General features: G+C 39.4%; 14 protein-coding genes. 9 read left to right on the top strand and 5 right to left on the bottom strand.

From position 1 onward, the window contains the following. Window positions 1–15: 15 nt before the first annotated feature. The 4 genes from JYB62_RS12255 to JYB62_RS12240 form a co-directional block, all read right to left on the bottom strand. On the bottom strand, window positions 16–432 hold the full coding sequence (locus JYB62_RS12255; RefSeq protein ID WP_205645722.1) for a cytochrome c maturation protein CcmE domain-containing protein: 417 nt from the start codon (window positions 430–432) through the stop codon (window positions 16–18). A 12-nt stretch (window positions 433–444) separates the two neighbouring features. After that, window positions 445–687, bottom strand: coding sequence for a CcmD family protein (locus JYB62_RS12250; protein ID WP_205645721.1), 243 nt, complete (start codon window positions 685–687; stop codon window positions 445–447). Between the two features lie 3 nt (window positions 688–690). Further along, a complete protein-coding gene (gene ccsA, locus JYB62_RS12245; RefSeq protein ID WP_205645720.1) occupies window positions 691–1,365 on the bottom strand; it encodes a cytochrome c biogenesis protein CcsA in 675 nt (224 codons plus the stop codon). Window positions 1,366–1,543: 178 nt separating this feature from the next. Further along, window positions 1,544–2,209 (bottom strand): heme exporter protein CcmB, encoded by a 666-nt coding sequence (locus tag JYB62_RS12240; protein WP_205645719.1) that lies wholly within the window; start codon window positions 2,207–2,209, stop codon window positions 1,544–1,546. Between the two features lie 175 nt (window positions 2,210–2,384). On the opposite strand from JYB62_RS12240, the gene htpG reads away from it, so the two are divergent. From htpG to JYB62_RS12195, 9 genes are all read left to right on the top strand, one after another. Then, complete coding sequence (htpG, locus tag JYB62_RS12235; RefSeq protein WP_074225497.1) at window positions 2,385–4,271, top strand: molecular chaperone HtpG; 1,887 nt, start codon at window positions 2,385–2,387, stop codon at window positions 4,269–4,271. 119 nt (window positions 4,272–4,390) lie between these two features. Beyond that, complete coding sequence (locus tag JYB62_RS12230) at window positions 4,391–4,807, top strand: RrF2 family transcriptional regulator (RefSeq protein WP_205645718.1); 417 nt, start codon at window positions 4,391–4,393, stop codon at window positions 4,805–4,807. 75 nt (window positions 4,808–4,882) lie between these two features. Next, on the top strand, window positions 4,883–5,155 hold the full coding sequence (locus JYB62_RS12225; protein ID WP_074225495.1) for a DUF2061 domain-containing protein: 273 nt from the start codon (window positions 4,883–4,885) through the stop codon (window positions 5,153–5,155). Next, entirely contained in the window at window positions 5,130–5,834 is a 705-nt protein-coding gene (locus JYB62_RS12220) for a phosphoadenylyl-sulfate reductase (RefSeq protein WP_205645717.1), read from the top strand. Before JYB62_RS12225 ends, JYB62_RS12220 begins: the two co-directional genes overlap by 26 nt. Window positions 5,835–5,984: 150 nt before the next feature. Continuing rightward, window positions 5,985–6,884, top strand: a complete 900-nt coding sequence (gene cysD / locus JYB62_RS12215) for a sulfate adenylyltransferase subunit CysD (RefSeq protein ID WP_205645716.1) — start codon at window positions 5,985–5,987, stop codon at window positions 6,882–6,884. 75 nt (window positions 6,885–6,959) lie between these two features. Then, complete coding sequence (locus JYB62_RS12210) at window positions 6,960–8,216, top strand: sulfate adenylyltransferase subunit 1 (protein WP_205645715.1); 1,257 nt, start codon at window positions 6,960–6,962, stop codon at window positions 8,214–8,216. A gap of 135 nt (window positions 8,217–8,351) precedes the next feature. Next, window positions 8,352–10,451, top strand: coding sequence for a nitrite reductase (locus tag JYB62_RS12205; protein ID WP_205645714.1), 2,100 nt, complete (start codon window positions 8,352–8,354; stop codon window positions 10,449–10,451). Next, window positions 10,448–11,218, top strand: a complete 771-nt coding sequence (gene cobA / locus JYB62_RS12200; protein ID WP_205645713.1) for a uroporphyrinogen-III C-methyltransferase — start codon at window positions 10,448–10,450, stop codon at window positions 11,216–11,218. The genes JYB62_RS12205 and cobA overlap by 4 nt, the downstream gene beginning before the upstream one ends. 151 nt (window positions 11,219–11,369) lie before the next feature. Next, a complete protein-coding gene (locus tag JYB62_RS12195) occupies window positions 11,370–11,945 on the top strand; it encodes a precorrin-2 dehydrogenase/sirohydrochlorin ferrochelatase family protein (RefSeq protein WP_205645712.1) in 576 nt (191 codons plus the stop codon). Between the two features lie 24 nt (window positions 11,946–11,969). Here JYB62_RS12195 and JYB62_RS12190 read toward each other — a convergent pair whose 3' ends face one another. After that, complete coding sequence (locus tag JYB62_RS12190) at window positions 11,970–13,604, bottom strand: DUF885 family protein (RefSeq protein ID WP_205645711.1); 1,635 nt, start codon at window positions 13,602–13,604, stop codon at window positions 11,970–11,972. Window positions 13,605–13,753: the final 149 nt, after the last annotated feature.

Here is a 13,753-nt window from a genome sequence, read left to right as displayed (position 1 = left end):
TTCTATCTACACTTCTCACATTCCCGCAGCCTGTACATCTGTTTCCTGATATTTAGATGGGCATTTCATCAGGATCTTATCTGCGATGAAAATATCATCTGTTTTGTATTGTCCGATTACAACCACGGATTCAGATCGGGTGAAATCTGCAGGGACAGGCTCGTTGTAAAAAACTTCCTGTTCAGTGCCGTCATTATCGACTAATACAAAGGTAAATGAGGTTTTGTCTTCTCTAACATTCAAGCCCGTAACAGCTCCTGTTTGGTCTTTCTTCAATTGTCCTACTACGTGAATCGGTTTGTCATTTCCATCATGCTTCATTTCCAAAGCAGTATTGAAACTTTCATAACTACTGGCATCGCCGATGGAGGTCATAATGATGACAATGGCAATGGCAATAATCCCAATTCCTATTAAATGTCCCTTTTTCATGTTTTCTGAATGTTAGGATTGAATATTTTTTTCTAGTCTGCTGATCTTTCGATCTGTGCTGATCAAGTAGATAGTGATTCCAGCGAATATCAAGACAATTATACCTACCAACACATAAATTTTTCCATCTGCTCTCATGGAATCAGCCATTTCAACAGTGTTGTTAGAATAGTCAGATTCAGTAACGGGAATCTTCTCTTGGGCCATTGCACCAAATGAGAAAATCATAAAAGCTATAATCAGTAATTTTTTCATCGATCAGGAATTAATCATTCGGTCTTCAAGTATCCTTTCCACCCTACGCATTCTCACACGAACAGTTGCGATCCAGCTGCCTAAAAGTGTCCAACCTATGATAGCCGGATAAAAAACCATTCGAAGTTTAGAGTCTAGGTCATATGCATTAAATCCTGGGTTTCCACCATTGCCCGGGTGAAGGCTATCTGTCAACCTTGGAAGTACAAATATTAGAGGAATAAATGCAGCAAAAGCAAAGATGTTGTAAATGGCACCTATCCTAGCTCTTTGTTGAGTGTCAGTCAGTGAATTACGCAAAATCAAATAGGCAAAATACATCAGGATACCAATGGCTGCTGCATTTTGTTTTGGATCTCCACTCCAATAATCTCCCCAAGTAAATTTGGCCCAAAGCATGCCGGTCACGATTCCTAATACTCCGAATAAAATGGCCGCTCCTGCAAATTCAATTGCCATGTCATCATTCTTGATGTCATTGGTTCGGAGGTATTTGATACTGTAGAATACGGAAACTACCAGCATCAAGATCATTCCAAACCACATGGTCACATGGAAATGCAGTGCTCTGATCGTTTCGTTTAGAATCGGGAGACGTGGTACATCCATCAGCAAACCTGCAATCAAGGTATACAGCAGCAGGGCGATGGTAAGGATTTTCCACCAACTTTGGCGCATAGGGTATTTTTGCTAATTCAAGCGCAAAAATAAGTCATAAGTTCCTGATTTCGCTGCTTTTTCTAAAGTCTTTTGAAATGGGGGATCATTTAGTAAAACCTATAAAGGAAATTAGTCCCTAAGCTTGACTTAAACTTTTTGGATGAATTTCAGATAATCTATTTGTAGATCTCTTTGATCAGGATCTCCACAAATAAGGAAATAAAATATAGGCAGCTGCCGCCACGATGGCATTGATGGCAAAAAGGGATATAATTTTATCTGCACTGACACTCCAGTCCAATCCGTCCATGGCATTTTTTGAAATTCGGATCGCCATCAACAGAATAGGAATAATGACCGGAAAGCTCAGAATTGCCATTAAAGTTGCATTATTCCCGGCTTTCGAAGCTATTCCACTGACCATGGTCAAGCTGGCTGAAAAACCCATGGCTCCTAATATCAAATTCAAAAGAAACAAGCCCTGATCTAGAACGGGATTTCCAAGAATAATAGAAAAAACACCATATCCCAAAAGGGCCAGTACCAAAGTCAAACCGGTATTGTAGATGATTTTGGATAAAATGATGGACTCAGGTGAAGCGATCATGTAATAATAAAGCTGCCTCCCTTGGTGTTCCTGTACAAAACTCTTGGCCACTGCGTTCACCGCAGAAAAAAGAATGATAATCCAATAAAGTGCATTCCAGGTAGGAGATGAAATATTGCCTTGCTTTGCTCCAACACTGAGGTAGGTGATAAAAACTGCAGAAACTACATATAAAAGAATTCCATTCAACGCGTATTTCTGGCGCCATTCAAGGGTCAGTTCTTTTTGGATTAAAATGGAGATTTCTTTTAACATCGGCCAAAGATAAGTCAGAAGTTAGATTCGGGAGACATATGAGGAGATTTTTCAAGCTTCTACCTTAAAATTTCTGATTTAAATTTCTGTCATCTTGTCACTTTTTTTCAACTGGAACAACTGTTGCAATCCGTAGCCCAAAAAACATTGTGTTTAACTTAACAAATTTATAGCCATGCAGGAAAAAGGCACCATCTCGATTCATACCGAGAATATTTTCCCAATAATCAAGAAGTTTCTCTATTCTGACAATGAGATTTTTCTTCGTGAACTCGTATCGAATGCAGTGGATGCAACTCAAAAAATCAAACGATTAGCGACATTAGGTCAGTATTCAGGCGAACTAGGTGACACGACCGTGGAGGTAAAGTTTGACGAAAAGAAAAAGACCATTACCATTTCTGACCGTGGTCTAGGGATGACCGCTGAGGAAATTAAAAAGTACATCAACCAAGTGGCCTTCTCTGGAGCAGAAGAGTTTGTGGAGAAATTTAAAGATGCCAAAGATGCCAATGAGATCATCGGTAAATTTGGTTTAGGTTTCTACTCAGCTTTTATGGTTGCTGATAAAGTGGAGATCAACACCCTTTCTTATCAAGAAGGTGCTGAGGCCGCAAAATGGACTTGTGATGGTTCAACTTCTTTTGAAATTTCCAAAGGGAAAAGAAAAGAACGGGGAACAGACGTCATTCTTCATATCAACAAGGATTCTGAAGAATTCCTGGATAAATGGAAGCTTCAAGGTATCCTAGATAAATATGCGAAATTCCTTCCTGTGCCGATTAAGTTTGGTACTAAGACCGAATCTGTTGAAGATGGAGTAGATGACAAAGGAGAAAAGAAATGGAAATCAGTTGAAGTTGATAATATCATCAATACTACTGAGCCAATCTGGACCAAGTCTCCAAGTGATTTGACAGACGAGGATTATCTGAAGTTCTACAAAGAGCTGTATCCAATGTCAGAGGATCCACTTTTCTGGATTCATTTGAATGTGGATTACCCATTCAATTTGACTGGAGTGCTCTATTTCCCAAAAGTTAAAAATGAATTTGAGCTTCAGAGAAATAAGATCAAGCTATTCTCTCGCCAGGTATTCATTACGGACGAAGTGAAGGATATCGTTCCTGAATTCTTGATGTTGCTTCATGGGGTGATTGATTCTCCGGATATTCCTTTGAACGTGTCTAGAAGCTTCTTGCAGGCCGACGGAAATGTGAAGAAGATCAACTCTTACATTACTAAGAAAGTGGCTGACAAGTTGGCTGAGCTTTTCAAGAAAGACAGAAAAGCTTATGAGGAGAAGTGGGATGATATCGGCTTGTTCGTGAAATACGGAATGATTTCCGAAGAGAAGTTCTATGAAAAAGGAAAAGACTTTGCCTTGCTTAAAAATACCAAGGGTGAGTACTTTACTTTAGAAGAATACCAATCTAAAGTAAAGCCTATCCAAACAGATAAAAATGAGCAAACCATCGTCTTGTATGCTACAGATGTAGAAAAGCAAGATAGCTTTATCCAATCTGCCAATAAGAAGGATTATGATGTACTGGTGATGGATTCACCTATTGATAGTCACTTTATCCAAAACTTAGAGTCCAAATTGGAAAAGACTTCTTTGAAGAGAGTGGACTCTGATGTCGTGGAGAAATTGATCCAAAAAGAAGATACCTATTCTAATTTGCTTACTGAAGATCAGAGCAAAGAAGTAAAGGAGATCTTTGAGAAGGCGATCAATAACAAGACTTACTCAGTAGAGGTAGAAGGTTTAAGTCCAGAGGAACTTCCTGTAACCATTACCATGGAAGAGTTTATGCGAAGAATGAAAGACATGGCAGCTACAGGTGGTGGAGGAATGGGCTTCTACGGACAGCTTCCCGATGCTTACAAAGTAGCGATCAACGGAAACCATCCAGTGGTAGATAAAGTCTTAAAAGCAGAAACAGAAGAAGAGAAAACCAAATTGGCTAAGCAAGCCTTTGATTTGGCGAAACTTTCTCAAGGCTTGTTAACAGGCAAAGACTTGACTGCATTTGTAAAGAGAAGTGTGGAATTGCTTTAAATAAGCGAGTTTTAATATGAAATCTTAAACGGGTGTGCTTGCATACCCGTTTTTTTTATCATATTTATAAAAGCCTAGTTCCATACTAGGGTATTACCTGAAATAACTTATTTTTGTCCATGCTTTCAAAAAAGACCAAATATGCGCTACATGCTTTGACTTACCTGGGTAAGCACAAAGATGAAAAAACAGTATTGATCCATGATATAGCTGAGGAACATGGGATTTCTCATAAGTTTTTGGAAAATATTCTGCTGGAATTGAAAAAGGCTGGGATGCTTGGGAGTAAAAAAGGTAAAGGAGGAGGTTATTACTTGATCAAAGAACCTAAGGATATTCCATTATCTAAAGTAATCAGGCTTTTAGATGGACCCATTGCATTGCTTCCATGTGTGAGTTTGAATTACTATGAACCCTGTGCTGAATGTAAAAGTGAAGCGCTTTGTGGGATTAATAAAGTCATGGTGCAGGTTCGAGATGAGACTCTTAAAATACTGGAAAACAAAACGTTAGAGGATATTTTGAAGACAGGTTAAAATTTTTTTACCATAAACCCTATAAATTAAATAGGGTTTATATACTTTTGTGCTTTACGCTCGTATAAACCTGATATGATTTTAGATCAACCTCTTAAGAAACTATTTAGCAACAAGTCTGGAAAAGACAGCAATGCAAAGAGTCTGCTCAAGTCAATTTCTTGGAGAATTGTAGGGACGATTGATACGATTATCATTTCCTATTTCGTCACCGGGCAATTTGTAATGGCCATATCAATAGGTTCTGTGGAAGTGTTCTCTAAAATCATTTTATACTATTTACACGAGCGAGTTTGGGAAGCTGCACCTAAAGCAAAAGAAGATGACACTCAAAAAGAATATGCATGAACTGGAAGCTCAGTTAAATCAACTGAGTGCACAGGAAGGGTTGGCACTCATTGCTGATCTATTTCCGGGAAAAGTAACTTTCTCCACCTCCTTGGGGCAGGAGGATCAAGTGATTACCCAGCTGATTGCCGATGCACATTTGCCTATTTCTATATTTTCTTTGGACACAGGAAGATTATTTCCAGAAACATTGGAATTGCTTTCTAGGACGGAGGCAAAGTACAAGCAACAAATCAAGGTGTATTATCCAACTACCGAGTCAGTGGAAAAATTGGTTTCCGAGATCGGGATCAATGGTTTTTATGAGTCTGTAGAAAATAGAAAGTCTTGTTGCTTTGTCCGTAAAGTGGAGCCCTTAAAAAGGGCATTGGCAGGAAATGAGGTTTGGGTGACTGGACTTCGTGCAGAGCAGTCTGCCAATAGATCTGATATGAAGCGAATTGAATGGGATGAAGGAAATCAGATCTTAAAATTCAATCCCTTATTGGATTGGACTTTTGAAAAGATGATAGCTTATATCTCCGAGAAGAGTATCCCTTACAATCCTCTACATGATAAAGGATTTATCAGTATTGGCTGCGCGCCTTGTACAAGAGCAATTATGGAAGGCGAAGATGCAAGAGCAGGAAGATGGTGGTGGGAAGACTCCAAAAAAGAATGTGGGCTACATGCCAAGTGAGATTTTAGAATTAAGACACAAGACAAAAGATTCAAAACTGACGAAAGTCTAGTCATTCTGAGCGAAGTCGAAGACAAAATGACCTGTTAATCGATGAAATTTGAAGTGCAATTTTACCTCGTAAATCGTACTTCGTAAATCATAAATATCATGAACAACCTATTAATACCTAATCCAAAAGAAGCAGAATCGATCCACATCATTCGTGAAGTGGCAGCTCAATTTGAGCGTCCGGTTTTGCTTTTTTCAGGCGGAAAAGACTCGATTACATTAGTAAGATTAGCTCAAAAAGCTTTTTATCCAGCGAAGATTCCTTTTCCATTATTACATGTGGACACAGGGCATAATTTCCCTGAAACTATTGAGTTTCGAGACAAATTGGTGGATGAATTGGGTCTGGAATTAATTGTAAGAAATGTTCAGGATTCCATCGATCAAGGAAAAGTTCGGGAGGAACGAGGCAGGTATTCTAGCCGAAATTCCCTTCAAACAACCACCCTTTTGGATGCAATCGAAGAATTCAAATTTGATGCTTGTATCGGTGGTGCGAGAAGGGATGAGGAAAAAGCCAGGGCCAAAGAACGGGTTTTCTCTGTCAGAGACGACTTTGGGCAATGGGATGAAAAAAATCAACGTCCTGAACTTTTTGATATGCTCAATGGGAAAATTCATGTAGGTCAAAATGTTAGGTGTTTTCCAATTTCCAATTGGACTGAATTGGATGTTTGGGAGTATATCAAAACAGAAAATATTGAAATTCCATCGATCTACTTTGCGCATGAACGGGAAGTTTTCTTAAGAGATGGAATGATATGGACCGCCAATGAGCATGTGTACAGGGAAGAGCATGAGGAGGTGATAGTAAAAATGGTGCGATTCAGAACCGTAGGCGATATGACCTGTACCGCAGCAGTACTTTCTGAAGCAGTTTCATTAGAGGATGTAGTAGGCGAAATCAGGGAGTCCACTATTTCTGAAAGAGGAGCTAGAATTGACGATAAGCGCTCCGAAGCGGCGATGGAAACCAGAAAGAAAGTCGGATACTTCTAGAATTGTACTAATTAGAATACACCAAGTACAAAGTAGACACAACCATGGTCTTTTACTATCAAAAAAACGAACAAAATGTCTGAAAATAGAAAACTTATCAAAATCGCTACTGCCGGCTCTGTGGATGATGGCAAAAGCACACTGATCGGACGATTATTATTCGATACCAAGTCCTTGACTACTGATAAAATTGAAGCAATCGAACGTAGCTCCAAGCAGCGAGGATACGATTACCTTGATTTTTCTTTGGCTACGGATGGTTTGGTGGCAGAGCGTGAGCAAGGGATTACCATCGATGTGGCCCATATTTATTTTAATACGGAGAAAACAAATTTCATCGTCGCAGATACTCCTGGACATGTGGAATATACCCGAAATATGGTGACGGGTGCTTCCACTTCCCAAGTGGCTATTATTCTCATTGATGCCCGTAAAGGTGTAATCGAGCAAACTTATAGACATTTCTTTATTTCCAATTTGCTTAGAATGAGCCATGTAGTGGTTGCTATCAACAAAATGGATTTGGTCAATTATGACGAGGAAGTGTTTCTAAATATCAAAAAGGATTTTGATGAATTGGTAGCAAAATCTGATTTCTCAGAAGATCAAATCACATTCATTCCTGTGTCGGCTTTAAATGGTGAAAATATTGCCAGAAAGTCTGAGGAAATGCCTTGGTACATTGGAAATTCCTTATTGGATCACTTGGAGGTATTAGAACCGGAGGATTTACAGGAAAGCTCGGTAGCTAGATTTCCCGTACAATATGTGATCCGACCTAAAACAGAAGCCTTCCATGACTTTAGAGGATTCTCCGGAAAATTGTATGGTGGAAGTTTGAAAGTTGGAGATGAAGTGACTTTACTCCCCTCTATGAATACTTCCTCTATCAAAAGTATACACTTCTTTGACCGAGAGCTGGATGAGGCGACGCCAGGAAGTTCAATTACAGTGACTTTGAATTCAGAAGTAGATTTGAGCCGAGGTGATATGTTAGTCAAGAGTGATGCTGTTCCAAGAAGTGAAAAGCAGATTTCGGCCACTATTTGTCAGGTAAATAGCAAAGGTCTTCGAGTAGGAGCTAAGTATATTTTGCAGCACGGAGTCAATCGAGTATTGGCAAAAGTGGATCAAATTGAATCTAAAATTCATACAGATTTTTCTGGTTCTGAGGAGGCAGATCAATTGAAATTGAATGATATAGGAAAGGTGAAATTTAGGCTGAGTAAACCTATACATTTTGACTCCTATAGAGAGAATAAGTCAAATGGAAGCTTTATCCTGATTGAAGAAGGTGAATTTGATACCGTTTCAGTTGGCTTTATCGATTGAAACTTGTTTTAAAATAGACCTTGGTAATAAGCTTTAATGAAGTTGATTTATAGAAATTAAGACGTCCGGGAAAAACACCGGACGTTTCCTCATACCTTTTAACCACTATCCCTATAGGGTAAAAACAGTAAAGCCATGCAAAGCTTTAGAACCGAATTAGAAAATCCTATTGTAGAAAAAGATATCATCGAGTTAGAGCGTAAAATAGCGCTGTTTAAAGATGGTAAAATTGATGAAGAGAAATTCAGAAGCCTGCGTCTTGCCAGAGGTGTATATGGGCAAAGACAGCAGGGGGTTCAGATGATCCGAATCAAATTACCCTATGGTAGGGTGAGTTCGGATCAGCTAAGAAGAATCTCAAAAGTTTCTGAAGAATATTCTACCGGAAGATTACATATTACCACTCGTCAGGATATTCAGATTCACTATGTGAGTTTGGATAGAACCCCTGAACTCTGGGCTGAATTAGAGAAGGATGATGTGACCTTGCGGGAAGCATGTGGAAATACCGTTAGGAATGTCACTGCATCAGAGACTGCAGGTATTGATCCGAATGAACCATTTGATGTGACTCCCTATGCCGATGCTACCTTCAAATACTTTTTGAGAAATCCAATTTGCCAGGAAATGGGAAGAAAGTTTAAAATGGCTTTCTCTTCCTCAGATGAGGATACTGGCTTGAGCTATCTACATGATTTGGGGTTCATTCCAAAAATGAAAACAGTCAATGGACAAGAAGTTCGTGGATTTAAAGTCTTGTTAGGAGGAGGATTAGGTTCTCAACCTAGACATGCCGATGCAGTATATGATTTTCTGGAAACAGATCAGATTATCCCATTTATTGAGGCGGTATTGAGGATTTTTGACCGTCACGGTGAAAGGGCAAGAAGAAATAAAGCGAGAATGAAGTTCTTGGTAAAGGATTTGGGCTTGGAAGCATTTCTGGAATTAGTAGAACAGGAAAAGAAAGCATTGCCTTTTTCTACCTATCCTATTGATGCAGCTACTTATGATGCTGTCCAAACCCTACCCAATGCACCTGAAGCTAAATTAGATGCAGAGCCAGGCTTGGATTATGAGCTTTGGAAATTAACCAATGTCTTACCTCAAAAGCAAGAGGGTTTTGTTTCTATTGGGGTACGGGTTCCCTTGGGTGATTTTTACATCGATCAAGCAAGAAAATTGGCAGATTTGGTGGAAACCTATGCTAATTCTGAGCTTCGTTTTACACTTCGACAGAATTTCTTGATACGTGATGTGAGAGAGGATTTAGCTCCATATTTCCATCAGGAATTAAAGAAAATCGGTTTGGCTGAAGGGGGATATAACTCTTTGGCGGATATTACAGCATGTCCAGGGACCGATACCTGTAATCTGGGAATTGCAAGTTCTACCGGGATTGCTGCTGAATTGGAGAAAGTGATTTTGGCGGAATACCCTCAGTATTTGAAAAACAAAGACCTGGTCATTAAGATCTCAGGTTGTATGAATGCCTGTGGGCAGCACAATATGGCACATATAGGTTTCCAGGGAATGTCCATGAAAGCTGGAAAAGTGGTAATTCCCGCTTTACAAGTGCTGCTAGGAGGCGGAAATCTTGGAGATGGTAATGGCAGATTTGCGGATAAAGTGACCAAAATTCCTAGTAAAAGAGGGCCAGAAGCATTACGTATTTTATTGAATGATTTTGAAGAAAATGCTGCTGGAAAAGACTTCTTGTCATATTATGATGAAAAAGGGCAGATTTATTTTTATGAACTTCTAAAAGAATTGGGTGATGCTTCCACCGTAACTCCAGCTGATTTTATAGACTGGGGAAATACCGAAGAGTATAAAGTTGCTGTAGGGGTTGGAGAATGTGCCGGAGTGGTATTGGACTTGGTGGCCACCTTGCTATTGGAAGCTTACGAGAAAATAGATCTTGGAAAAGAAGCTCTGGAAGAAGGTAGATGGTCAGATAGTATTTATCATCACTATGCAGGCTTAATTAATGCTGCAAAAGCCATCTTATTAGGTGAAAATGTAACCACGAATAGTTATGCTAATATCATCGCAAAGTTTGATCAAAACTTTGTCGAAAATGGGAAGATTGATTTAGGAGGGACTTTCGCAGAGAAAGTTTATCAGATCAATAAATATGAACCTAAGGAAGAGTTTGCGAAAGCTTATGCTGCTCAAGCTTTGGAAATCTATGACTTACTGAAAAGCTACAGAGAGGAAGAGGTAGAAGCATGAACAAAAATTTAAACCCTAAAGTAACCCTTGTGGGGGCGGGTCCGGGAGATCCGGACCTGATCACCCTCAAGGGAGTATTGGCATTGAATCAGGCTGACGTGGTTCTTTACGATGCCTTGATTGATCCTGCTTTATTGAAGCACGCACCGGAGACCGCCATTAAAATATATGTTGGAAAAAGGGTGGGTAAACACTCCATGCCTCAGCAGGATACCAATGAACTTTGTGTGAGTATGGCGATTCAACACGGTCATGTGGTTCGATTGAAAGGGGGAGATCCATTTGTTTTTGGGAGAGGGTCAGAAGAACTGGATTACATTGAAACCTTTGGGATAAAAACTGAAGTGGTGCCAGGAATAACCTCGGCTATTGCTGTACCAACGGCTGCAGGAATTCCCGTAACCAAACGTGGCGTTTCAGAAAGTTTTTGGGTGGTGACTGGAACAACTTCGCAAGGAGAGCTTTCCAAAGACCTTGCATTAGCTGCACAATCCACCGCTACAGTGGTAGTTTTGATGGGAACCAAAAAACTAAATGAAATAGTAAGGATATATCAAGATTTTGGGAAATCTGAGTTGCCAGTAGCGATTATTCAAAGTGGGACTACTATTGAGGAGAAAATTGTCGCAGGGGTCATTGAGGATATTGCCCAAAAGGCTTTCGATAAACATATAAAAGCACCTGCTATTATCATTTTGGGAGAAGTAGTAAGAGAAAGTCAAAAATTAGCAGAGCTGTACAGAGAGGTAGTAAAATTTAATGCTTAGACTAATGATAGATTAAGTGACAGGTGATTTATCGCCTTCCTTGTTTCTAATGTTTAGGGGGCTTGTAGTCTTCTTTATCAAGAAACGGCCTATTCCAAGATAGATTTCCTATCTTTTGAATAATCATCCAATAATAAACCCTAGAATCTCAATGAATCATCTTTACCCTGTTTTTCTAAAAGTTCATGAACTCAATATCCTTCTCGTTGGTGGAGGGAATGTGGGTACTGAAAAATTAGAATTTCTTTTGAAGTCAAGTCCCAATGCCCAGGTCACTGCAGTGGCAAAGGAGTTTTCACCTTCTTTTTTGGGATTGGCTTCGACGGCAGAAACTGTTTCCATGATCACTGATGCCTATGACGAAAAATATTTGGGAGCAAAGCACGTAGTAATTGCGGCTACAGATGATAAGGCAGTAAATAAACTGATCCATGATCAGGCAAAGGAGCGATTTTTATTAGTCAATGTAGCGGATACGCCTGCCCTCTGTGACTTTTATTTAGGAGGAATTGTGACCAAAGGCAATTTAAAAATTGCGATCAGTACCAATGGTAAATCCCCTACGGCAGCGAAGAGATTAAGGCAATTATTTGAAGAGGTACTTCCAGAAGAGATGGATGAGTTATTGAATAACCTGAATGCCTATCGAGATACCTTAAAAGGAGACTTTCAACATAAGGTGAAAGCAATGAATAAAATCACCAAAGGGCTAGTCACAAATCGTTAAAGCCCTTTGGATTGAAATTAAGTTTTATCTGCTAGGTTGTTGATCAATACCTGTCATTTCCCAATGCCCAAGTGAGATAGGAATGCTTCCAATTGAATTGAGTTTGTCAAAGAATTCTTTTAACGGAAAAGACCTGCCTTCATTGATTCTGAAATAATCAGCCAATGCATTTTCAAGTAAATACTTCCCTGTGATATAACTACTTCCATAGCCTGGTTGTCTCATATATAAATGTTGTTCAAAAAGGAGTAATTCTTTTTCGGTTTTCATCCACCCGCGAGGGGTATAATTGGAATGGATCCCTCCAGCTTCTACCATGGTCATTTCATTGGCTTGTGCATAAAGCGAACCCAAACCTCGTGCGGCTCTTTGTGCGATCATGATGTAGACAATTTCCCTGGATCGCGGGGAGTCTTCATACAGTCCAGCATCCATAAAAATTTCCTCTACGGCAGTGGCTGTTCCTTCATTTCTTGAATCCCAAATATTATATAGCAAGGGATTTTTTCGGATTTCACTAGGATGAGGTTCATTATCCATCCTAGCTAATTCAAACCAATGGTAAAAGTGAGAATAAAGGGGACGTGGATCATAATGCATTCCTATGGTAAAGAAGTTTCGTTTTTCTTTAGGAATAAATGAACCCATGTGTTCTCTAAGTGCTGGTTCAAAATAGTCTTTAACTGTGACGATGTCTTTTTCATCTAAGAATGTCAGGATACTTTTTACTGATTCCTCGGCCATGAGGTCAAATTCCTCGGGGGAATTTGCATCTTTCAGCTCGGGCAGTCCAGCGTTTCTGTACTCTTCAAGTTTCAAGGAAGACCAAGCTCTTGCTAACTCCCGTTTCAAGATCATTACCTCATCTTCCCAGGTTAAGGGTACTAAATGTACATTTTGTAAATACCAGGTGTAATTTTCTTTTCCTATACCGGATTCTCCGGTTTTGGTCAAAGCTTCTTTCTCTAACCAAGTGACCAGGTCTTGGGTAGCACTTTTTGCTTCGTTAATGGCTTTTACTAATTCCGGCTGATCAGAAACTCCTTCTAGTTTCAATATATTATCCAGATCATTGATCTGTGTAGCGATAGAAGGAATGCCTGCAGCCCACAGTTCTCTGGCATTTCCCGTTAGGTTTTGTTTGGCTTGTTGGTTTAAAGCAGGAATGATTTTAATCTCACCTATAAATTCCGAAAGAGCCTCTCCTTGCAAAGGAAATTCGTATTGCCAAAGTTCTAAAACCCCATGATGGGTAGGTCCTTCATGGGCAGGAACATCACTTCTTTCTGTCCAGATAGTTTTATAAAAAGCAGGATCTCTTTCCCAAGGTTTAAGGATGCGTTGATTAAAATCATACCCATTTAATTCTGCTTGTACAATTCGATAGTCCACTTGTTCTGAAATAGACCAATCAGAAGTATCGAGTTGGGAAAATTGAGTTTGGATTTCCTTAAACTGAGTTTGTCTTTTTTCAAAAGTTTCCTTCCGGTAATCAGGCGCTCCTTCATGTAATGGTGGAGTTTCAAATGTTCTCCATGTTTTAAAGAGAGCAACTAATTCGTTATAGGATGATATCGGTTCTGTTGCCATTGCTTGGCTATGCAAGAGCAGAAAGGAAAAAAAGGTTAGGGAGGTGAAAAGTAAAATTTTAAGCTTCATAGTAGGAAGAGGTTTTCAATTAAAAAGTAAGATAATGTATAGAGTTGGTAAATCCAGTTTCTATTAGAGAGGCTGTTAATTAACTTGATGGGTGACTAAGGCTAATCTTTGCGGGGAAAGAGAATGTCCCATTATCTCCCTTAAAAACA

It is taken from the genome of Algoriphagus lutimaris (assembly GCF_017051705.1).
Taxonomy (GTDB): Bacteria; Bacteroidota; Bacteroidia; order Cytophagales; family Cyclobacteriaceae; genus Algoriphagus; species Algoriphagus lutimaris.
This window is presented reverse-complemented; position numbering and strand designations above follow the sequence as displayed.

Coding starts and splice junctions, on each gene's coding strand:
- JYB62_RS12255 (WP_205645722.1), bottom strand. CDS start 432: ATGAAAAAGGGACATTTAATAGGAATTGGGATTATTGCCATTGCCATT.
- JYB62_RS12250 (WP_205645721.1), bottom strand. CDS start 687: ATGAAAAAATTACTGATTATAGCTTTTATGATTTTCTCATTTGGTGCA.
- ccsA (WP_205645720.1), bottom strand. CDS start 1,365: ATGCGCCAAAGTTGGTGGAAAATCCTTACCATCGCCCTGCTGCTGTAT.
- JYB62_RS12240 (WP_205645719.1), bottom strand. CDS start 2,209: ATGTTAAAAGAAATCTCCATTTTAATCCAAAAAGAACTGACCCTTGAA.
- htpG (WP_074225497.1), top strand. CDS start 2,385: ATGCAGGAAAAAGGCACCATCTCGATTCATACCGAGAATATTTTCCCA.
- JYB62_RS12230 (WP_205645718.1), top strand. CDS start 4,391: ATGCTTTCAAAAAAGACCAAATATGCGCTACATGCTTTGACTTACCTG.
- JYB62_RS12225 (WP_074225495.1), top strand. CDS start 4,883: ATGATTTTAGATCAACCTCTTAAGAAACTATTTAGCAACAAGTCTGGA.
- JYB62_RS12220 (WP_205645717.1), top strand. CDS start 5,130: ATGACACTCAAAAAGAATATGCATGAACTGGAAGCTCAGTTAAATCAA.
- cysD (WP_205645716.1), top strand. CDS start 5,985: ATGAACAACCTATTAATACCTAATCCAAAAGAAGCAGAATCGATCCAC.
- JYB62_RS12210 (WP_205645715.1), top strand. CDS start 6,960: ATGTCTGAAAATAGAAAACTTATCAAAATCGCTACTGCCGGCTCTGTG.
- JYB62_RS12205 (WP_205645714.1), top strand. CDS start 8,352: ATGCAAAGCTTTAGAACCGAATTAGAAAATCCTATTGTAGAAAAAGAT.
- cobA (WP_205645713.1), top strand. CDS start 10,448: ATGAACAAAAATTTAAACCCTAAAGTAACCCTTGTGGGGGCGGGTCCG.
- JYB62_RS12195 (WP_205645712.1), top strand. CDS start 11,370: ATGAATCATCTTTACCCTGTTTTTCTAAAAGTTCATGAACTCAATATC.
- JYB62_RS12190 (WP_205645711.1), bottom strand. CDS start 13,604: ATGAAGCTTAAAATTTTACTTTTCACCTCCCTAACCTTTTTTTCCTTT.